This window comes from Flavobacterium sp. N2820 (assembly GCF_025947285.1).
GTDB lineage: Bacteria > Bacteroidota > Bacteroidia > Flavobacteriales > Flavobacteriaceae > Flavobacterium.
Genome location: NZ_CP110008.1, coordinates 1,171,165 through 1,190,194 on the forward strand (window position 1 = coordinate 1,171,165; position 19,030 = coordinate 1,190,194).

At 31.7% G+C, this 19,030-nt stretch carries 27 protein-coding genes; 25 read left to right on the top strand and 2 right to left on the bottom strand.

The annotated features are described in order from the left end of the window. Positions 1–56: 56 nt before the first annotated feature. The 7 genes from OLM52_RS05560 (at position 57) to OLM52_RS05590 (ending at position 5,200) form a co-directional block, all read left to right on the top strand. The gene (locus OLM52_RS05560) at positions 57–719 is read left to right on the top strand and encodes a thiamine diphosphokinase (protein ID WP_264550146.1); all 663 of its coding nucleotides are present in this window, start codon (positions 57–59) and stop codon (positions 717–719) included. A 33-nt stretch (positions 720–752) separates the two neighbouring features. Then, complete coding sequence (locus OLM52_RS05565) at positions 753–983, top strand: hypothetical protein (RefSeq protein WP_264550147.1); 231 nt, start codon at positions 753–755, stop codon at positions 981–983. Further along, positions 968–1,264: a type II toxin-antitoxin system RelE/ParE family toxin gene (locus OLM52_RS05570; protein ID WP_264550148.1), complete on the top strand. Its 297-nt coding sequence runs from the start codon at positions 968–970 to the stop codon at positions 1,262–1,264. Before OLM52_RS05565 ends, OLM52_RS05570 begins: the two co-directional genes overlap by 16 nt. Continuing rightward, the gene (gene uvrB / locus OLM52_RS05575) at positions 1,265–3,253 is read left to right on the top strand and encodes an excinuclease ABC subunit UvrB (RefSeq protein ID WP_264550149.1); all 1,989 of its coding nucleotides are present in this window, start codon (positions 1,265–1,267) and stop codon (positions 3,251–3,253) included. 136 nt (positions 3,254–3,389) lie between these two features. Continuing rightward, on the top strand, positions 3,390–3,860 hold the full coding sequence (locus tag OLM52_RS05580) for a DMP19 family protein (protein WP_264550150.1): 471 nt from the start codon (positions 3,390–3,392) through the stop codon (positions 3,858–3,860). A gap of 50 nt (positions 3,861–3,910) precedes the next feature. Continuing rightward, the gene (locus tag OLM52_RS05585; RefSeq protein ID WP_264550151.1) at positions 3,911–4,756 is read left to right on the top strand and encodes an SRPBCC domain-containing protein; all 846 of its coding nucleotides are present in this window, start codon (positions 3,911–3,913) and stop codon (positions 4,754–4,756) included. A 6-nt stretch (positions 4,757–4,762) separates the two neighbouring features. Beyond that, positions 4,763–5,200 (top strand): VOC family protein, encoded by a 438-nt coding sequence (locus tag OLM52_RS05590; RefSeq protein WP_264550152.1) that lies wholly within the window; start codon positions 4,763–4,765, stop codon positions 5,198–5,200. Here OLM52_RS05590 and OLM52_RS05595 read toward each other — a convergent pair. Continuing rightward, positions 5,197–5,598 carry a TerB family tellurite resistance protein gene (locus tag OLM52_RS05595; protein WP_264550153.1) on the bottom strand — a complete coding sequence of 134 codons (402 nt, stop codon included), beginning with the start codon at positions 5,596–5,598 and terminating at the stop codon, positions 5,197–5,199. The genes OLM52_RS05590 and OLM52_RS05595 overlap by 4 nt on opposite strands. Before the next feature lie 127 nt (positions 5,599–5,725). Between OLM52_RS05595 and OLM52_RS05600 the strand changes: the two genes are divergently transcribed. Next, complete coding sequence (locus OLM52_RS05600) at positions 5,726–6,430, top strand: alpha/beta hydrolase (protein WP_264550154.1); 705 nt, start codon at positions 5,726–5,728, stop codon at positions 6,428–6,430. Between the two features lie 155 nt (positions 6,431–6,585). Next, positions 6,586–7,050, top strand: coding sequence for a DUF1456 family protein (locus tag OLM52_RS05605; protein WP_264550155.1), 465 nt, complete (start codon positions 6,586–6,588; stop codon positions 7,048–7,050). Between the two features lie 53 nt (positions 7,051–7,103). Here OLM52_RS05605 and OLM52_RS05610 read toward each other — a convergent pair whose 3' ends face one another. Continuing rightward, a complete protein-coding gene (locus OLM52_RS05610; RefSeq protein WP_264550156.1) occupies positions 7,104–7,487 on the bottom strand; it encodes an HU family DNA-binding protein in 384 nt (127 codons plus the stop codon). Between the two features lie 263 nt (positions 7,488–7,750). Between OLM52_RS05610 and OLM52_RS05615 the strand changes: the two genes are divergently transcribed. The 16 genes from OLM52_RS05615 (at position 7,751) to OLM52_RS05690 (ending at position 18,904) form a co-directional block, all read left to right on the top strand. Continuing rightward, the gene (locus tag OLM52_RS05615) at positions 7,751–9,493 is read left to right on the top strand and encodes a tyrosine-type recombinase/integrase (protein ID WP_264550157.1); all 1,743 of its coding nucleotides are present in this window, start codon (positions 7,751–7,753) and stop codon (positions 9,491–9,493) included. An 87-nt stretch (positions 9,494–9,580) separates the two neighbouring features. Next, positions 9,581–10,351: a hypothetical protein gene (locus tag OLM52_RS05620; protein ID WP_264550158.1), complete on the top strand. Its 771-nt coding sequence runs from the start codon at positions 9,581–9,583 to the stop codon at positions 10,349–10,351. 437 nt (positions 10,352–10,788) lie between these two features. Next, positions 10,789–11,010 carry a hypothetical protein gene (locus OLM52_RS05625; RefSeq protein WP_264550159.1) on the top strand — a complete coding sequence of 74 codons (222 nt, stop codon included), beginning with the start codon at positions 10,789–10,791 and terminating at the stop codon, positions 11,008–11,010. Positions 11,011–11,202: 192 nt separating this feature from the next. Continuing rightward, positions 11,203–11,625, top strand: coding sequence for a hypothetical protein (locus OLM52_RS05630; RefSeq protein WP_264550160.1), 423 nt, complete (start codon positions 11,203–11,205; stop codon positions 11,623–11,625). A 190-nt stretch (positions 11,626–11,815) separates the two neighbouring features. After that, positions 11,816–12,238 carry a hypothetical protein gene (locus OLM52_RS05635; RefSeq protein WP_264550160.1) on the top strand — a complete coding sequence of 141 codons (423 nt, stop codon included), beginning with the start codon at positions 11,816–11,818 and terminating at the stop codon, positions 12,236–12,238. 168 nt (positions 12,239–12,406) lie between these two features. After that, entirely contained in the window at positions 12,407–12,856 is a 450-nt protein-coding gene (locus OLM52_RS05640; RefSeq protein WP_264550161.1) for a hypothetical protein, read from the top strand. Positions 12,857–13,029: 173 nt separating this feature from the next. Beyond that, entirely contained in the window at positions 13,030–13,359 is a 330-nt protein-coding gene (locus OLM52_RS05645) for a lysozyme inhibitor LprI family protein (protein ID WP_264550162.1), read from the top strand. Positions 13,360–13,555: 196 nt separating this feature from the next. Further along, positions 13,556–14,302: a hypothetical protein gene (locus OLM52_RS05650; protein ID WP_264550163.1), complete on the top strand. Its 747-nt coding sequence runs from the start codon at positions 13,556–13,558 to the stop codon at positions 14,300–14,302. A gap of 170 nt (positions 14,303–14,472) precedes the next feature. Beyond that, positions 14,473–15,000 carry a hypothetical protein gene (locus tag OLM52_RS05655; RefSeq protein ID WP_264550164.1) on the top strand — a complete coding sequence of 176 codons (528 nt, stop codon included), beginning with the start codon at positions 14,473–14,475 and terminating at the stop codon, positions 14,998–15,000. 159 nt (positions 15,001–15,159) lie between these two features. Then, a complete protein-coding gene (locus OLM52_RS05660) occupies positions 15,160–15,408 on the top strand; it encodes a hypothetical protein (protein ID WP_264550165.1) in 249 nt (82 codons plus the stop codon). 35 nt (positions 15,409–15,443) lie between these two features. Then, positions 15,444–15,635, top strand: coding sequence for a hypothetical protein (locus OLM52_RS05665; RefSeq protein WP_264550166.1), 192 nt, complete (start codon positions 15,444–15,446; stop codon positions 15,633–15,635). Between the two features lie 197 nt (positions 15,636–15,832). After that, positions 15,833–16,339 carry a hypothetical protein gene (locus OLM52_RS05670; protein ID WP_264550167.1) on the top strand — a complete coding sequence of 169 codons (507 nt, stop codon included), beginning with the start codon at positions 15,833–15,835 and terminating at the stop codon, positions 16,337–16,339. A gap of 156 nt (positions 16,340–16,495) precedes the next feature. After that, the gene (locus OLM52_RS05675; RefSeq protein ID WP_264550168.1) at positions 16,496–16,909 is read left to right on the top strand and encodes a hypothetical protein; all 414 of its coding nucleotides are present in this window, start codon (positions 16,496–16,498) and stop codon (positions 16,907–16,909) included. Between the two features lie 165 nt (positions 16,910–17,074). Continuing rightward, positions 17,075–17,587: a hypothetical protein gene (locus OLM52_RS05680; protein ID WP_264550169.1), complete on the top strand. Its 513-nt coding sequence runs from the start codon at positions 17,075–17,077 to the stop codon at positions 17,585–17,587. A gap of 10 nt (positions 17,588–17,597) precedes the next feature. Next, on the top strand, positions 17,598–18,164 hold the full coding sequence (locus OLM52_RS05685) for a porin family protein (RefSeq protein ID WP_264550170.1): 567 nt from the start codon (positions 17,598–17,600) through the stop codon (positions 18,162–18,164). A gap of 173 nt (positions 18,165–18,337) precedes the next feature. Then, positions 18,338–18,904, top strand: coding sequence for a hypothetical protein (locus OLM52_RS05690; RefSeq protein ID WP_264550171.1), 567 nt, complete (start codon positions 18,338–18,340; stop codon positions 18,902–18,904). The last annotated feature ends 126 nt before the right edge of the window (positions 18,905–19,030 follow it).

Genomic DNA, 19,030 nt, shown 5'->3' on the forward strand with positions numbered 1-19,030 from the left:
AAAACAAATTCAAGCTCAAAAACCAAACTCAAGAGGAAACCTAAAACCTAAAAAAAATGTCTTCACATCACATCGTCAGAGATGACCAAGAACCCGCTTTAATTATTGCTAACGGCGCATCATGTAGTGAAGAATTAATGGGACAATTATTAGAATGGTCTCCATTAGTAATTGTTTTAGATTCGGCAATTGAACGGGTGCTGGAATTGGGTATTAAAGTTGATGTTTTATTAGGCGATTTTGACAGAGGTTTCAATCCGGATTATTATTTAACACAACAATATCCGCTAGAAATTGTTTACACGCCCAATCAAGATAAAACTGATTTAGAAAAAGCTTTTGATTACCTCATCGAAAAAGGACATAAAGCCGTAAATGTAATTTGGGCAACCGGAAAACGTGCCGATCATACGATTACCAATATTACCAATATAGTAGCCTATCGCAATCAGTTAAAAATTGTAATTATTGACGATCACTCTAAAGTGTTTTTATTGCCCAATAAATATGATAAATGGTATACTGCTAATACTGTTATATCATTAATTCCGATTGGAAAAGTGAGTGGAATTTCTACAAAAAACTTATTTTATCCACTTAATAATGAAGAACTAACTATTGGTTATCGTACCGGAAGTAGTAATCATGTAACAGAAGATGGCATTGTTTCAATACAACACATTGAAGGTGATTTGCTATTGATGGAATGTTGGGACTAACTTTTTTTTGTATCTTCGTAAAAATGTTTTGCTATGAATACATTGGAACTAAAAAATATTCTAAAATTTAAAATTGACCACATAAACGATAAGAAGTTTTTGGAGGCATTAACAATTTTAATTGAATCTAAAACAGACCAAATCATAGCACTATCCAAGGAGCAAAAAGACAGCTTAGAAGCATCAAAAAATGAATATCTTTCAGGAAATTTTGAGAACAATAATGTTCTAAATGAAGAAATGGAAAAATGGCTGAAAGAATAATTGTTTGGTCTTCAAAAGCAAAAATTGATTTAAAAAACCTTTATGAATTTTACAACTATCGTAATAAAAGTAAAACCTATTCTCTTAAATTGCATAGAAAAATTCAAAATGAAATTAAACTATTGCTTAAACAACCTGAAATCGGTAAAAAAACAAATAAAATTGGAGTTAGAGGCTTATTAATTGATAACCATTACCTTTTCTACGAGATTTTTCAAGAACATATTGTTGTTTTAGCCGTATGGGAAAACAGACAAAACCCTTCAAAATTAAAGCTTTAAATGAAATTCCAAGTCGTATCTGATTATAAACCAACAGGTGACCAACCTCAAGCTATTGAAAAACTTTCAAAAGGCATTATCAATGGTGAAAAATACCAAACTTTATTAGGGGTTACAGGTTCTGGAAAGACCTTTACTGTTGCCAATGTGGTACAAGAAGTACAAAAACCGACTTTAGTTTTAGCACATAACAAAACGCTAGCCGCTCAATTATATTCCGAATTTAAACAGTTTTTCCCTAATAATTCGGTGCAATATTTTGTTTCCTATTACGATTATTATCAGCCTGAAGCTTTTATTCCTGTAACTGGAACGTATATCGAGAAAGATTTATCCATTAATGAAGAATTAGAAAAATTACGTTTAAGTACCACTTCTGCCCTACTTTCAGGTCGTAGAGATATCATTGTAATTTCTTCGGTTTCTTGTTTGTATGGTATTGGAAATCCGGTTGAGTTTCAGAAAAATGTAGTGAATTTAGAAACTGGCCAACAAATCTCTCGTACAAAATTATTGCATCAATTGGTTCAAAGTTTATATTCGAGAACCGAAGCCGATTTTAATCCTGGGAATTTCAGAATCAAAGGTGACATTGTAGAAATTTTTCCAAGTTATGGCGATGAACCGTTTAGAATACACTTTTTTGGCGATGAAATTGAAGAAATTGAAGCGTTTGATGCACGAACAGCTCAGGTTTTAGAACGTTATGAAAAACTAACGGTTTATCCTGCCAACATGTTTGTAACTTCGCCTGATGTGTTGCAAAATGCCATTTGGGCCATCCAACAAGATTTGGTAAAACAAGTGGATTATTTCAAAGAAATTGGCAAACATTTAGAAGCCAAACGATTAGAAGAACGCACGAATTTCGATTTAGAAATGATTCGCGAATTAGGGTATTGCTCTGGAATTGAAAACTATTCTCGCTACCTTGATGGTCGTGAACCCGGCACTCGCCCATTCTGTTTGTTGGATTATTTTCCAGATGATTTTTTAATGGTGGTGGATGAAAGTCATGTTACCATTTCACAAGTACATGCCATGTATGGTGGTGATAGAAGTCGTAAAGAAAACTTGGTTGAATATGGTTTTAGATTACCTGCGGCAATGGACAATCGTCCGTTGAAATTTGAAGAATTTGAAGCCTTGCAAAATCAAGTGGTTTATGTTTCAGCAACACCTGCAGATTATGAATTGCAAAAATCGGAAGGGGTTTATGTGGAACAAGTGATTCGTCCAACTGGATTGCTTGACCCCATTATTGAAGTTAGACCAAGTGCCAATCAAATTGACGATTTAATAGAAGAAATTCAGTTGCGATGTGAAGCAGACGAACGCGTTTTAGTAACCACTTTAACCAAGCGTATGGCAGAAGAACTGGCTAAATACTTAACCAAAGTAGCTATTCGTTGTCGTTATATTCACTCCGATGTGGATACGTTAGAGCGTGTAGAAATTATGCAAGATTTACGAAAAGGAATATTTGACGTGTTAATTGGTGTCAACTTATTAAGAGAAGGTTTGGATTTACCCGAAGTTTCGTTAGTTGCCATTTTAGATGCTGATAAAGAAGGCTTTTTACGTAGCCATCGTTCATTAACACAAACTGTAGGTCGTGCTGCTCGTAATGTAAATGGAAAAGCAATTATGTATGCCGATAAAATTACGGCTTCCATGCAAAAAACCATTGATGAAACTACGTACCGAAGAGAAAAACAAACCAATTATAATACCAAACACGGTTTAGCACCAAAAGCATTGAACAAGAGTTTAGGAAGCGCTTTAAGTGGCAATTCGGTTTCCACAGGCTATTTTGAAAAAGAAGCCTTAAAAGCTGCCGAACCAGAAAGCTTATATTTATCAAAACCTGAATTAGAGAAAAAAATTAGAGATTTACGCAAAATGATGGAAAAAGCTGCTAAAGAATTAGACTTTATGCAAGCCGCCAAACTACGTGATGATATAAAAGCATTACAAGACAAATTGTAATTTTCTCTAATTTTGTCATGCTGCACTCGTTTTCTTCGTTAATTCGCAAAGCTCGGGTCAGCTTCTTAGTCAAATAAAATGATATTCTGAAACAAGTTCAGAATGACAAGAATATAAAAACGTTAATCAAGAAACAATGAACACAATTAACAACATATTAAAATTAGAAGACGAAGTAGCCATCATTGAAGCAATTGGTTCTTTAATTTGGGAAAAGAAAGAAGCTACTGAAGATTTTTCGGCCTTAACGGACGAAGAAAAAGTATTTGTTTTTATCGATATCTTTGAAGGTGCAATGGGCGAAGGCGGACTTCATTTCTTTTTTACTTCAGAATCTGGGAATTTTGTGGAAGAAATTATTACTTCGTATCAAGAAATTAAGGCGCCAAAAACGGCTGAATTAATTGCTAATGCTGTAAAAATTTTCCCTAAAACTTATACCGTAGATCTAGAAGAACGTCAGGCTTTAATTGCAAAAGCTGAGGAAGAAATACTTTCGGGTTGGGAAGATTTAGACGAACTCTTCTTTACTAATGAAAGCGAAGAAGATGTGGTCACTTTAATTGTGGACTATATTAAAGCGAATGAATCCCAATTTGGTCGCTAATCGTATTTAAAAAAAACGTAACTTTAATTTTCATTTAATACTTACTACAAATGAAAAAATTAGCATTTACTATATCTATCAAAGCACCAAAAGAAAAAGTTTGGTATTCCCTTTGGGACGACGAAAACTACGAAAATTGGACGACTGCTTTTTGTGAGGGCTCGTATGCTATTTCGAGTTGGGAAGAAGGAAGCAAAATTCACTTTTTATCCCCATCTGGTGGAGGAATGTATTCTAAAATTAGTGAGAACAAGCCGTTTGAATCGATGGTTTTTGCCCACATTGGCAACATTGATAATTTAAAAGAATTGCCGCTTGACGACGAAACCAAACAATGGACAGGTTGCGAAGAACGTTATACATTGACCGAAAAAAATGAAATAACGACTTTAACGGTTTCAGTAGATGCATTAGAACAATATAGTGCTTTTTTTGAAGGTTCTTTCCCTAAAGCATTAGAAAACATTAAGGCTATTGCCGAAAATCCAACTGTAAAATCAATTACCGTTCGCACCGCTATCGAAGCAACTGTTGAACAAGTTTGGCACTTTTTTACCCAACCTGAACACATTACGAAATGGAATTTTGCTTCAGATGATTGGCATTGTCCAGCAGCAAAAAATAATTTGCAAGTAGGCGGAACATTCAACTATACAATGGCTTCAAAAGATGAACCTGTTGCATTTGACTTTGAAGGCACTTATGAAGCCATTGAAACACATAAAAAAATAGTGTATAAAATTGCTGATGGCAGAAAAGTAGTTGTAAAATTTGATGTTTTAGACGACAAGGTAATTCTCACGGAAATCTTTGAACCAGAAAATGTCCATTCCATTGCGTTACAACGTGATGGTTGGCAAGCAATTCTGGACAATTTTAAAAAACACATAAATTAAGAAATCATGACAACAGTAAACGTTTATCTTACCTTTAATGGTACTACTGAAGAGGCTTTTAATTTTTATAAATCGGTTTTTGGTGGCGAATTTACTTATATGGGTAGATTCAAAGACATGCCTGCTGATGAAAATTGTCCGCCTCCAACTGAAGCGGAAGGAAACCGCATTATGCATGTGAGTTTACCAATTAGTAAAGAAACGATTTTAATGGGAAGCGACAGCACTTCATTTAGTGGTGATGTTACATTTGGGAACAATTTTTCGGTTTCAATCAATACCGATAGTAAAGAAAAAGCAGACCAATTATTCAACGGACTTTCTGCTGGTGGAACGATCATCATGCCAATGGAAAAAACATTTTGGGGTGCTTATTTCGGCATGTTTACAGATAAATTTGGCATCAATTGGATGGTAAATTTTGATGAAGTTCCCGCTAATTAATTGTGTTGTTCACTAAAAACAGCTAACAAAACTTCGCCTGGTACCATTCGATTAGGCGAAGTTTTCATTAGTTGTAAAACACGTTTCATGGCATAAGGATTCAATCCCATATTGATGCCTATTTCGTTGATTTTGATTTGTTCTCTTTCGTGCAACACCCCATCGCAATGCATTAACAAAGCCAAACGATAAAACTGACAAATTCTATTGAACTCGTCTTTAATCACAACCGTTTCGCTTCTATTTTCAAATAATTTCAAGAATGTCTCTTTATCGATTTCTAACTCTTTGGCTACAATTTCTAAAAAATCATATTCTCTATCGTGCAATTCGCCATCGACCAGTGCAAATGCAATCATTTCTTGTAATAAACCTATCTTTTCTTGGTAACTATCCATCAAAATACTAATTTTATATCGTGTTGATGTATCAAATATAAAAATGAAAATGTATTTATTCCTATTTCGCTGTTGTTTTTTATTAACAGTTGCTTTTTGTAATGCTCAAAAAAATGTTTCTTTCTTTATGCTTGAAGCGCCTCAACTGCAAACTACCAAAAAAATATGGCTGTATTTACCTGAGGATTATGCTACTAGCAACAAGAAATTTCCGGTGATTTATATGCACGATGGTCAAAATTTATTTGATACTAAAACTGCGTATGCTGGCGAATGGCGCATTGATGAAACCTTAGACAGTTTGAAAGCCGATGTAATTGTCATCGGAATTGAACACGGCAATGAAAAACGTATTGATGAACTTACGCCTTATGTACACGAACAACATGGTGGTGGCAATGCCAATGCGTATTTAGATTTTATAGTTACGACCTTAAAACCCTATGTAGATAGTCATTACAGAACAAAAACAGGAAAATATAATACCGCCATTGGTGGCAGTTCGCTAGGTGGATTGGTTTCGTATTATGCGGTATTGCACTATCCAAAAGTGTTTGGAAAAGCCCTTATTTTTTCGCCTGCATTTTGGATTAATCCTGAAGTGTATACCTTAAGCGAAAATACTAAAAAGCTGAAATCAAAACTCTATTTTATGTGTGGTGGCAATGAAAGTGAAACAATGGTAGCCGATATGGAACGCATGATTGATTTAGTCAATACCACGCGCTGTTCTTGTTTGCATCTGACACGTACTAAGGTGGTACCCGAAGGAAAACATAATGAAAAATTATGGGCAAAAGAATTTGCAAAAGCGTACCTTTGGCTTTTTTAAAGTTATGAGTTATGAGTTATGAGTTATGAGTTATGAGTTGATTTTGTCATTCTGATGAAAGAGGAATTTGCTACAAAGTGGGATTCCGTTTGAATAAATCGAAAACAATTGCTGTTGAACTTGAACTTGATGTTAAATAATTAATGAAGATATAAATGAACAATAATGATATTTTTAAAAAACTCCGTGTTGCGTTGCAATTACGTGATGACCAAATTATTGAAGTACTAAATCTGGTAAACTTTAGGGTTTCTAAAGGGGAGTTAGCTAATGTATTTAGAAGCGAAGACCATCCAAATTTTATGGAATGTGGGGATCAATTATTGCGTAATTTTTTAAACGGTTTAGTGATTTATTTGCGCGGTACAAAAGAAGATCCGAAACAACCTATGGACGTATTAAATTCGATTAAAGCTGCAAAAGTGCCTTTAAAAGAAGTGTATAAAGATGAATCGGCTCCAAAGAAAACGTATGCGAAGGAAGGTGATAAAAAACCTTTTAAACCGAAAGCAACTGCTGCAAAGAAACCTTTTGGTAAAGGAAAACCTGCCGACAAAAAAGCAAAACCTGAAAACCCAGTGGAACGTTTTAAGTTTAATACGGGAAAAGGCAAAAAATAAGTCTCAAAACACATCAAAAACCAGCGAGAATTAAACCTATCGCTGGTTTTTTGTTATCGCAATCTTTTGAACTTTAGATTTTCCAATACTTTTTTAAAATTACGAGCCGGTTTAAACAGCATTTTTGCCCCTAAAATTGAGCTTTTGTTTAATAGCTCAGGTTCATCTGTTCCTTTACCTTTTAGCGTTAGGGCAAAAGTGCCTAAGCGATCGATTTTTACGATGTTACCTTTAGACAACTCCTCGCCTATTACCTGACTCATTCCTATTAGAACTCCGTAGCAATCAGCTACTGAAACCGTGCTTCGACTTGATATAACCTCTGCAATATATTCTAAATCAACCGCTCCACTGCTAACCGCACAAGGATAATATTTGGTTTGTGGTGGTGATACAATATTGTTTTGTTTGGGTACCATTTTAAAAGCTATTGCCATCTTATTTTAATTTTATAAGTACAAAAATACAAATTATAAGGACACTAAATTCAATTGCTGTACAGCAATTGGGTAATTCCCCTAGGGCAATCAACTATTTTCCCTAGGGGAATTAGTGCATTGCCCTAGGGGAAATGGTTTTATTCTATGGATAAAAACATTTTATACCCTGATTAACAACAAATTAATAAAATGGAAAATACAATTAAATAATTATTTATTTATATTTGTATCCTTATAAGCCATTTAAAATAGTATTAGCCATGACACGTATTCGAATTGAGAAGATTTTTCACCGGGGTGCTTATCGCATTGGGGTGTTTTTTGAAAAAGATTTTGAAACTATTGCCATTATTAAAGGCTTAGGTGCTGTTTATAGCAGTTCTAGAAGGTGTTGGTATTTGGATTATTCGAAGGCTGCTTATCATTCGCTACGTTCTCATTTTCCTGATTTGGTTGTTGTTACTGAATCTTCATTATCTACCATGGTGACCGGTGCTACGAACCGTGACCTTTCACCCATAGCTTCTTCAAGCGCACTTCAGTTAGGCTCTTCTTTGAGTAATCCTGAACATAAACAATTAGAAACAACTTCAGCACAATTGAAGTTACAGTTGTTGCCAAATATTGGTAAATATTGGGTTTTTAAAATGCATTTTCATCATGAAATTAGCAAACAACTTTTACGGATTAAAGGGGTTTATTGGAATGGGAATTATAAAAGCTATATGGTTTTTAGGAATGAGGCTGTAAAGCTCAACGTTGAAAGTGTTTTAGGCGTTTCTGACTTTTTTGGGCTTGATTATTTTGTAAAGGATGCTTTTGTTTTAAAGGGTACAATTAAGGTTTTACCTCATGCCGAATCGGTTTCCTGGATGGAGGTTTATGTTCCTAAAATGGTGCTGGTTCATGAAAAACTAAAGCGATTTTCGATGATGCGATACAGTAAGAGTAAGCAGTGTTATTTGCTTCCGGCGGCTCCTGTTATTATGGATTCTTTGTATCATCAATTTGAATCTACAGGTATTTCGATAACGTCTTTGTTACCAAAAAATTATTTGGATAAGCGACATTTACCGAATAAGAAGCAACTGGACTTAAGTATGACGAAAAAGAGTTTGTTAGATTTAGTTCCTCATCAAGCACAGCACTATTTGAGTAGTATGATTGATACGTTATTGGCTCTGAATTATAGTAGTTCAACGTTGCGCACGTATTGTGGCGCTTTTATTCAGTTTTTGCGTTATTTTGAGTTTCGTGATCCAGAACATGTTAGTAGAGAAGCTATTATACGTTTTTTAGGTTCGTTAATGGAGCGTGGGTTATCGGCTACAAGTGGTCATAGCATGGTGAATGGTGTACAGTTTTATTATCAGCAAGTTTTAGGGAAGCGTGATTTTAATTTTGTGCTTCCACGGCCTAAAAAGGAGAAGAAATTGCCTATTGTATTGACGATGGAAGAGTGTTTGCAGATTTTTAAGGTGGTAGACAATCCGAAGCATAAGCTTTTATTATTAATAGGTTATGGTGCCGGTTTGCGTGTGAGTGAGATTGTGAATTTGCGATGGAGTGATATTTTATTTGAGGAACACAAAATACATGTTAAGAATGCGAAGGGTAAAAAAGATCGGATGGTGATGTTGCCCTACTCTATTGTTACCTCGTTACAATTATATAGAGAATTGTATAAGGGGAAGCATTATGTTTTTGAAGGACAATTTGCTGGTGAGCCATACAGCACTGGAAGTGTGCAACAAGTGATGCGCAATGCGTTAAAATTAAGCGGTTTAGAGAAAAAAGCCACGGTACATACGTTGCGACATAGTTTTGCAACCCATTTGTTAGAAAACGGCACAGATATTCGATATATACAGCAGTTTTTAGGCCATTCAAGTATAAAAACCACCACCATTTATACCCATTTAACTAAAACTGCAGTAGATAAAATTCAGAGTCCATTGGATCGCATGGTCGATATAAATAGTAAAAAAAAACTGGATGATTAATTTAAAAATTTAAAAAAGTTGTATATATTTGATGATATTTACTAGTTAGCCGTCAGTTTGGCGAAACGCAGAAAAAACGACAAAAAAATGAATTTAAAAGCAGTAATTTTAATATTATTTACACAATTTCTTTTCGCTCAAGAGAAACCAGTTGTCTATGAAAATGATGCAAAAGCATATTACAACAAAAATTATAGTTGGGATTCAAACGAACTCTCTTTTTGTGATTTAACTATAGCGCCAGATTCAACTTTTAGCTTTTATTGTCGACCATATTCAAGTTGTTTTACTTGGAACGAAATTAGAGGGAAATGGAAAAAAGAAAAGAACATTTATACTTTTTTAAGTCAATATGAAGTATCTGAAAATGATACAAGATTTACTTTTAGCAAAGATTCTGTAAAAAGATATATATTAAATTTTAAAACTGATAAAAAGTCAGAACTAAAAAATCGAAGCATCAAAGTTGAATATGTTTATGACTATGATGCAAAAAAAGATAACATAGAAAAAATAATGAGTTTTAACAATACTAATTCAATTGAAATTCCTTTTTCAGAAATCCCAAAACATAAAAAACTCGCATCAATACGAATAGAATATTATCTAGGCGCAAATGAAAAACGATATGCATACATTACTGATGGAAAAATAACAAATGAAAAAGAAAAAGACATTCCAAATATTGTTGAAATTGAATTTATTGAAAACCCAATCAAAGAAATAGTTTATAGAACTACAATAGGAAAATTAGAAAATGAAAAACTTGAAATAGTTTCATCTACAAAAACTAAAACAAGTTTACCTGAGTATTTAATTGAAATTGGTTTTGAAAAATACTATCAATTAAGAAAATAAAACCGAACGGCTAACAACGATTTCAAGAAATGGCGAGGCACGGGATTTATCAGAAATCGGAAAGGTTTTTAATTTAAAGTTTTGTTTATATTTGTGAAGGCTTGGTCTTGGTTTATCGCCACTTCTTGAAGTCGCAAAACGTTGTACAACATTTTACACCAAACAAAATCGAAAAAAAATTTAAAATATTATCAATTATTTCTTTAAGCTTCTTCTTAATAGTTTGCTCGATTAATTATTTCATTCCAAAACTAGAATTTAATAAACCTGAATATAATAGAGCATTTGGAATATTTTTTAATTTGTATTGTTTTTACATTCTTTTCATAATATTGAAATATTCACTCTTACTTAAAAACAAAGTTTTAAAATTTATTTCCATATTATTAATCATTATAACCTTTTTAATAGCTCTATTGAATTTCCTACTCTATTCTATGAAAATAGATCCACAAACGCAATATCATAACGTTGAAATTAAATATTTCAATAAAAAAAATAAGTTTGAATTAATAATCAAACAATATAGGGTAAACTGGAAAACCAACAAAAAAATATATCAAGAAAATATGGTTTATGATATTGGACCTTTTAGATATTTTAAGGAATTTGATGTTGACACAACAAAACTGAATAATGATTGGGAAAAAATAAAATAAAAACGTTGTACAACAGCGGTTTCAAGAAATGGCGAGGCACGGGATTTATCAGAAATGGGAAAGGTTTTTAATTAAAAGTTTTGTTTATATTTGTGAAGGCTTGGTCTTGGTTCATCGCCACTTCATGAAGCCGCGAAACGTTGTGTGCTATTTTTGAAAAACATTGGAAGTAAGAACATTTATCTTAAAAAAATGAAAATATACTTAATAATTATCTCTTTATTTTGCATTGAAAATTGTCTATCACAATCTATAGAAAATGATTGGAAAAAATTTAACTGTGAAAATTGGACTGTAAAAATTGAAGAAGAAAAAAGTATCTTCCTCGGGAAAGAGATGCAGTTTTATGTAAGTTTTATAAATACAAAAGGTAACACAAAAGAAGTTAATTATTTCGTTTACAAAAAATCAGATATTGATTCAAATTTTAATAAAGAAGTTCTAAACTATTATATGATTCAATCTTGTATTTATGTCAATGAAAAATTAGGGTTTGAATCATTTTATTTAAATGATTACTACTACTTCCTTAAACCTTGCCATTGTCACACAAAAGATAACCAAGATTGCGGAAATTTGTCGATGAATATAAAAAAGTACATAATTATAAAATAAAACAGCACACAACAGCGGTTTGCTTCAATGGCTACTTCCGGATTTTCCTACGGAAAATCCGCTGCTGAATGGAATGTTTTGTTATATTTGTAATGGCTTGGTGTTGGTGCAACGCCACTGAGAGCAAGCCGCATAACGTTGTGTGCTATTTTTGAAAAACATTGGAAGTAAGAACATTTATCTTAAAAAAATGAAAATATACTTAATAATTATCTCTTTATTTTGCATTGAAAATTGTCTATCACAATCTATAGAAAATGATTGGAAAAAATTTAACTGTGAAAATTGGACTGTAAAAATTGAAGAAGAAAAAAGTATCTTCCTCGGGAAAGAGATGCAGTTTTATGTAAGTTTTATAAATACAAAAGGTAACACAAAAGAAGTTAATTATTTCGTTTACAAAAAATCAGATATTGATTCAAATTTTAATAAAGAAGTTCTAAACTATTATATGATTCAATCTTGTATTTATGTCAATGAAAAATTAGGGTTTGAATCATTTTATTTAAATGATTACTACTACTTCCTTAAACCTTGCCATTGTCACACAAAAGATAACCAAGATTGCGGAAATTTGTCGATGAATATAAAAAAGTACATAATTATAAAATAAAACAGCACACAACAGCGGTTTGCTTCAATGGCTACTTCCGGATTTTCCTACGGAAAATCCGCTGCTGAATGGAATGTTTTGTTATATTTGTAATGGCTTGGTGTTGGTGCAACGCCACTGAGAGCAAGCCGCATAACGTTAGCAGTAATTTTAAAAAAAACCGTAAAGATGAAAAAAATTGTTATTTTATTTTTAGTTTTTACTTGTAATTCATTTTCACAATTTAAAGTCAATTATAAAGAAATTCAATCAAAATATTCTCCTTTAGATTCTGAAGAATCATTTATAGAAACAAAAAGTGTTAATGATTTAGAACAAGTGCTTTTCCATTTCTCAAAAAAAGACAGCACGCTATTATCTGTAAATTTTAAACATTTAGAAAGTTATACCGAAAATGATTTTTTAAATATTGTAAACGAATATATAATCGATTATAAACAATCTAAAATAAAAGAATGGGAAAATTGGACTTTATATTATGATGAAAAAAATAAAATAATAGTTGTAAAAGTATTTGAAAATCATTTAAAATCCAAAATAAAAGATATTACAATGATTAATGACAAGAGAACTGTTGAATCAATGTTAAAATTATTTGAAGTAAAATTTTCACACTAAAAACTACTGCTAACAGAGGTTTGCTTCAATGGCTACTTCCGGATTTTCCTACGGAAAATCCGCTGCTGAATGGAATGTTTTGTTATATTTGTAATGGCTTGGTGTTGGTGTAAAGGCATTGAAGACAAGCCTCATAACGTTAGTGGCAAGCTTAAACAACATTCGCTTTAAAAATGAAAAAAACTATTTTAATCTTAATGTTTTCTTCTTTCTCTTTTTCACAATCTGTAAATGGCGAAGATGAACTCTACAAAGAATATCAGAAAGTAGACAAAGAATTAAATTCTGTGTACAATAAACTCATAAAAAAACTCTCAGAAACTGACAAAAAAAATCTAATTGAGGCTCAAAAAGCATGGATAAAATTCAGAGATTTAGATTGTAAATTTCAAAGTCAAGATCCAGACAATGGTGGTGGTCCATATGAAAACAAAATGAAAATAGATTGCACAATCAAAAAAACGACAGACAGGATAAAAGAACTGGAAAATTTGGATTGGTAAATTAAAAGCCAGCCTCTAACAGCGGTTTGCTTCAATGGCTACTTCCGGATTTTCCTAGGGAAAATCCGCTGCTGAATGGAATGTTTTTGTTATATTTGTAATGGTTTGGAGTTGGTGCAACGCCACTGAAAGCAAGCCTCATAACGTTAGCACCAATTTTATGACGACAACACTTCGACATATAACTATAATCGTTTTGACAGTTTTACTGTCCAGTAAGACCTATGCACAAGACACGACAACAACTGACTTTTTTGACAAAATCAAAAGTTACGACCTTTCAACAGTAATAGCTGCAGACAGTATTTTAACTGAAGACCGAGAAGATGGAAAGGAAAAATTTAAACGAGCAGAAATATTAGGTTTCATAGGAGACGACTATCAAAGATTTTTTATTCATTTCGTTTCAGTCATCCAAAATCCGACAAATCCATACGAATATTTGGCTTACGGCAAGACAAAAGTTAAAGAAACAATCTGTTCATTTCAAGGAACAATTACTGTTAGACAAGCAAGGGTTTATAAAGACGGTGACATAGCAACTTACAAACAAGGTTATGCAATATGTGACGTAATTCTCTATGAGGACAAAAAGCAACCCTCGACTGGCTTTATAAAAGGTAAATTGAAAAGCGAATTTCTAATCGACAGCAAAGGACAATTTAGATATGACGCTTTAATGTTTGTTGCGGACGGTTTTTCAAAAAATCAATTTGTTGGCAGTTGGACAAGTTATAAAACGAATGCTTCAAAAAAATGTAATTGGGGCGATTACAGAATTCCAGAATGCGGTGACCTTGACATTGGGGCTGGAGAGTTTAGCGTGGACGACAAATATTTAAAAAATGGTTGGGAAAATTATAGGCTTGCGTATTCTTACGACCCTGACAAACCTGAATCGCAAAAAGCAAGACAAAAAGAAAATGTACAATGGTGGAAATAAAAACTGTGGCTAACACGGGTTTTGCGTCAGGCGGGGTGACGTGCAAACTTGGAGCTTTGTGCTTCTATTCAAGTTCAGTGCAGGTTGACAGTTTTGTGCTCCGAAACCCGTCCGAACGCAAAGCCCGAAAACGTTAGCAGTAATTTTTCCTCAAAATGACGAATTCAAAAATGAAAAGTATAAAAACCTATCCTAATATATTTTGGCTAATAATAAACCTAACAATCCTTTCATTTTTTGGAATGATGATATTAGTTTGTCTAGAATGGATATTTGAATTTAATCATTTCTTTATAAATAGTAGAGATGGTAAATTTGTTATGTTTTTACTTCTCCTATTTGCATCTTCATTTTTTGCAGCTCTTTATTATAAACTTTCGAATGAATTTACTTTTGCTATTTTAAATTCAGAAAAAATAAAAATATTTCAATTATTAAAATTTAAAATTCTAACTCTTAAGTATAATGAAATCAAAGGATATTCAAATTCTGAAATTTATTATGGAAGAGTACCTTTACATTTTGTCTCTAAATCAATAATAATTTATTCAGAAAAAAATCAATTTGAACTTATCAAACTTTTTAATTTTAATTTTGAAATATTCAAAAATGAAATGAAAAAATTAAAAATTACTTATTTCGGAAAAGAACCATATCAAACAGGGATTTTTAAAAGAAAATATAAATATAAAAATTAAAACTACCGCTAACAGCCGTTTCACGAAATTGCGGGGCTTGGGAATTATCAGAATTGGTAATTTTTGAAACTAAATTTTGTCTATATTTGTAATCAAAAGTATTGAAAATCAGCAACTTCATGAAGCGGCGACACGTTAGCAGTAATACACCAAAACTAAATGGAGAAAAACACAGTAATTAAATTAAAAACTTTTAAAGGAACTTTAAAACCTACAACTAAAGTTAAAGATAGAGAAAATTACTGGAAACTGATTGGGGAAAAAGGCATCGTAATAGATGAAGCAGACTTCAATCCTGAAAAAGTTTTAGTAGTATTTGAAAAAAATATCGATGATTTTGATTTAGAAAACCATAATCCAATTAAGAATTCTTTATATATTGATAAAAAGGATTTAGAATTATATTAATTGTTAGTATTAAAACAAAACAAACGGAATAAATTATGGACAAAGTAGCTTCAAATATGCAAACGTATATTATAGAAACCTCTGAAAAGAGACTTGGAAAAAAACTTTCTTCAGAAATTATTGAAAAAATAAAAAAACATGGTAGTTATATTGGGTTGGAGATGATAATTGACACGGTAAACTCAATCGAGATAGAAAAGCTTGAACATTACTTAAACGATTTGTAAATTCAATAAGATTTAAATGTACTACCGCTAACAGCGGTTTGCTTCAATGGCTACTTCCGGATTTTCCTGCGGAAAATCCGCTGCTGAATGGAATGTTTTGTTATATTTGTAATGGCTTGGTGTTGGTGTAATATTACTGAAACTAAACTTCAGAACGTTAGCTGTAATACTCTAGAGACAGACAAAAAGAGAACTTAATGAATAAATGTACAACAGAATTAATAATAATTTGTATACTATGGTTGAGTGTAATTCTAACATTATACTTTAATTATTATTTTGATATTTTTTTAATAATTGGTATAATTGGTTTGACAATTGTTACAATAACTAATAAAAAATACGTCGAAATTAGTTTGACAACTTTAATCATTATATTAATTTTAGGAACATTCAAATTAGTAAAATTTAGTCTCGCTTTCCGCTTAAATTTTGGTATAATAAGTATCCCAGATTTCATACTTTTATTAGTTTTAATTTACAAAAGGCGTAATGAAATTTTAGACTTAAAAGAAAAATGGTTTTCTGAAAACGATGAAGAAATTGAAAAGCAAAAAAATAGAAAAATAGATTTTTTTAAAAAACAATTTAAAAATTTATCTGAAGCTGAACTTAACAGAAAATTATCTGAAGAAAAACTTACCGAAGAAGCCAAAAATGCTGCAATCGAATTGCTAAATTTAAAAAGTATAACGGAAAAATAAAGTACTATTGCTAACACCGTTTTAATCCAACCCCTACCTCCAAATTTCCCCACAGTAAATCCACTGCTCAATGCAATGTTTTGTTATATTTGTGATGACTTGATGTTGGTATAACGCTACTAAAAACAAACCTCATAACGTTAGCAATACTGTGAAATGAAAAAAAATATAAATAAAAATATCGCCCTTTTTTTAATTGCTATACTTTGCTTAAGTTGTGATCCACCCCATTCAATAGAATTTATAAACAATTCAGATTCAGAATTGAAAATAAAATTTAAAATAGACACAACAATAACTAATAACGATTTAAATTATGTTGAAAATAAAAAAGGAGATTCAATAGTATTTACTATAAAGGAAAAAGATACCGCATTTTTAGATTTTGGAATTGGAACTTGGTCTGAATCTGAAATAAGAAAACAAGTTAACTCATTTAACACAATTGAAATTGAAAATTCTGATTTCAAAAAAACATTAAAAAGTAAAAGGGAAATGGAAAAATTCCTAATTGAAAACACTGAAGGTGGAATTGGTTGGAAAACTAAAATTATAATTGAAATTAAATAAAACACTACTGCTAACAGCGGTTTGCTTCAATGGCTACTTCCGGATTTTCCGTAGGAAAATCCGCTGCTGAATGGAATGTTTTGTTATATTTGTAATGGCTTGGTGTTGGTTCAACGCCACTGAAAGCAAGCCGCAAACGTTACAAACAATTTTAAACCAAACTTTATGAAAAAAATCGGAATTTTATTATTTTCAATTTTAATTTTATCTTGTAGTTCAGACGATAGTTCTGGAAATTCAAATCAAAATGGTTTTACTTTTAATGGAACGTTCTACGAAGTAAAAACTGTTTACATAAATGATGAAAATACTACAGACAGTAACCCAAGTGATATTGGATTTAGTTTAGTAAACAAAACATCTGCGGAAATAAATAGCGGAAATGATTTAACTAACGTTGCTACACTTAATTTCGATTTTAATGCTGTTAATGTTGAACAAACAACTTATACAAACATATTAGATTATAACGGAAAAATAAATGCTAACAGAACAAGTGGAAGTATTTCTGGCGGAACAGAAATTTTATCTGATAACGAAACTACTTTACAAGCAAATAATATTAGTGTTACAATTAATAATATAACTTCTACAACCGTAAACTTTACTTTTTCATTTACAAGAACAGACGGACAAACTATTTCTGGACAATATAACGGTAACTATTTAACATTATAATTTCAAAACAATGAAAAAAGTTTTTTTATTACTTTCTATCTTTTTTATTTCACATTCAGTAGTATCTCAAAACAAAATTACTTATGGTGTAAAAGCAGGTGTAAATTTAACAGGTTTTAGAACTGACAATGGAACGAACTCTGACCTAATCGGAATAAATATTGGTGGTGTTGCAAAAATGGACTTGAACAAAACCTTCAGTTTACAAGGTGAAGTAAATCTAAACTCAAAAGGTGGAATTTACCGTTTTCCATTGACGTCAAATAATCCCGAAATTAAACTTACATATATAAATTTACCGATTTTATTAAAAACTCATATAACCAGAAAATTTAACTTTGAAATTGGACCTGAATTTGGTTTTTTAATTGGTCAAAAAGCTAAATTAAACGGAGAGACATTTGAAATCGACGACGTTCCATCTTTTGATATGAATGTAAATGCTGGCTTATCCTATGAATTTGAAAAAGGAATTTTCATTCAAGGTAGATATGGTTATGGTTTAACAGAACTATTTGAAGGTAGAGATTACAAAAATTCTTGTATAAGTTTATCTTTAGGGTATTTCTTTAATTAAAAAACTATTTGTAACAGCGGTTTGCTTCAATGGCTACTTCCGGATTTTCCTACGGAAAATCCGCTGCTCAATGGAATGTTTTGTTATATTTGTAATGGCTTGGTGTTGGTTCAACGCCACTAAGAGCAAGCCTCAGAACGTTGTGCGTCATTATAGAAAACCCGTAATAGAAAATGAAATTTATCAAATTAGCTTTAATCATATTGAATTTTACTTCTTGTTCAGAAAAATTTACAACTGTAGATGAGTATATAAATTTACCTGTCAATTTCGCAAAAACAAAAATTTCTTATCCAACAAATGATTTTTCAATCTTAATTCCAAAAAATTGGTATTGGAAAGTTGAAGAATATGACAATAAAAAAATAATTCTTGGAATTGATGCTGGACAAACAGATTCGATAACAAGATTTACTAAAATAATCTCTATCCAAAAGTATAAAAGCGAAGAAAATAATAACGATTTGAAAACAGAATTTGAATCAATGAAAAAGTTAGTTGAGAAAAATTCTAATGAAAAAATTGTAGAAAGTGGTAAAACAAAAAATACGAGTTATGAATCTTACTTTTTTCACTTTAAATCGGATAATAAAAAATCTACAGAAACAATTTCTTTACTTTTAAAAAGCAAACAGAAAGGAGTATATTACTCATTAACTGCTTCTTGTCAATTAGAAGATAATCTTGAAACTAATATGAGTATTATGTTGAAATGCTTGAATAGTTTTGAAGAAAAATAATAACGAACGCACAACAGGCGTTTGGCAAGATTGCGAATTTTGTAGTAAATTCACGTTTATTTTTCGCAAGATATTTTATCTTTGATAGAAAATAATCAGTTCCGAAGTGCAACCTCGCCAAGCGCC

Excerpts from the sequence above, each read along its gene's own strand:
- OLM52_RS05620 (WP_264550158.1), top strand. The coding sequence starts at position 9,581 with ATGAATTTAAAAGCAGTAATTTTAATATTATTTACACAATTTCTTTTC.
- OLM52_RS05645 (WP_264550162.1), top strand. The coding sequence starts at position 13,030 with ATGAAAAAAACTATTTTAATCTTAATGTTTTCTTCTTTCTCTTTTTCA.
- OLM52_RS05630 (WP_264550160.1), top strand. The coding sequence starts at position 11,203 with ATGAAAATATACTTAATAATTATCTCTTTATTTTGCATTGAAAATTGT.
- OLM52_RS05580 (WP_264550150.1), top strand. The coding sequence starts at position 3,390 with ATGAACACAATTAACAACATATTAAAATTAGAAGACGAAGTAGCCATC.
- OLM52_RS05675 (WP_264550168.1), top strand. The coding sequence starts at position 16,496 with ATGAAAAAAAATATAAATAAAAATATCGCCCTTTTTTTAATTGCTATA.
- uvrB (WP_264550149.1), top strand. The coding sequence starts at position 1,265 with ATGAAATTCCAAGTCGTATCTGATTATAAACCAACAGGTGACCAACCT.
- OLM52_RS05605 (WP_264550155.1), top strand. The coding sequence starts at position 6,586 with ATGAACAATAATGATATTTTTAAAAAACTCCGTGTTGCGTTGCAATTA.
- OLM52_RS05640 (WP_264550161.1), top strand. The coding sequence starts at position 12,407 with ATGAAAAAAATTGTTATTTTATTTTTAGTTTTTACTTGTAATTCATTT.
- OLM52_RS05625 (WP_264550159.1), top strand. The coding sequence starts at position 10,789 with ATGAAAATAGATCCACAAACGCAATATCATAACGTTGAAATTAAATAT.
- OLM52_RS05565 (WP_264550147.1), top strand. The coding sequence starts at position 753 with ATGAATACATTGGAACTAAAAAATATTCTAAAATTTAAAATTGACCAC.
- OLM52_RS05680 (WP_264550169.1), top strand. The coding sequence starts at position 17,075 with ATGAAAAAAATCGGAATTTTATTATTTTCAATTTTAATTTTATCTTGT.
- OLM52_RS05670 (WP_264550167.1), top strand. The coding sequence starts at position 15,833 with ATGAATAAATGTACAACAGAATTAATAATAATTTGTATACTATGGTTG.
- OLM52_RS05570 (WP_264550148.1), top strand. The coding sequence starts at position 968 with ATGGCTGAAAGAATAATTGTTTGGTCTTCAAAAGCAAAAATTGATTTA.
- OLM52_RS05660 (WP_264550165.1), top strand. The coding sequence starts at position 15,160 with ATGGAGAAAAACACAGTAATTAAATTAAAAACTTTTAAAGGAACTTTA.
- OLM52_RS05685 (WP_264550170.1), top strand. The coding sequence starts at position 17,598 with ATGAAAAAAGTTTTTTTATTACTTTCTATCTTTTTTATTTCACATTCA.
- OLM52_RS05690 (WP_264550171.1), top strand. The coding sequence starts at position 18,338 with ATGAAATTTATCAAATTAGCTTTAATCATATTGAATTTTACTTCTTGT.
- OLM52_RS05615 (WP_264550157.1), top strand. The coding sequence starts at position 7,751 with ATGACACGTATTCGAATTGAGAAGATTTTTCACCGGGGTGCTTATCGC.
- OLM52_RS05595 (WP_264550153.1), bottom strand. The coding sequence starts at position 5,598 with ATGGATAGTTACCAAGAAAAGATAGGTTTATTACAAGAAATGATTGCA.
- OLM52_RS05655 (WP_264550164.1), top strand. The coding sequence starts at position 14,473 with ATGAAAAGTATAAAAACCTATCCTAATATATTTTGGCTAATAATAAAC.
- OLM52_RS05665 (WP_264550166.1), top strand. The coding sequence starts at position 15,444 with ATGGACAAAGTAGCTTCAAATATGCAAACGTATATTATAGAAACCTCT.
- OLM52_RS05585 (WP_264550151.1), top strand. The coding sequence starts at position 3,911 with ATGAAAAAATTAGCATTTACTATATCTATCAAAGCACCAAAAGAAAAA.
- OLM52_RS05560 (WP_264550146.1), top strand. The coding sequence starts at position 57 with ATGTCTTCACATCACATCGTCAGAGATGACCAAGAACCCGCTTTAATT.
- OLM52_RS05610 (WP_264550156.1), bottom strand. The coding sequence starts at position 7,487 with ATGGCAATAGCTTTTAAAATGGTACCCAAACAAAACAATATTGTATCA.
- OLM52_RS05590 (WP_264550152.1), top strand. The coding sequence starts at position 4,763 with ATGACAACAGTAAACGTTTATCTTACCTTTAATGGTACTACTGAAGAG.
- OLM52_RS05635 (WP_264550160.1), top strand. The coding sequence starts at position 11,816 with ATGAAAATATACTTAATAATTATCTCTTTATTTTGCATTGAAAATTGT.
- OLM52_RS05600 (WP_264550154.1), top strand. The coding sequence starts at position 5,726 with ATGCTTGAAGCGCCTCAACTGCAAACTACCAAAAAAATATGGCTGTAT.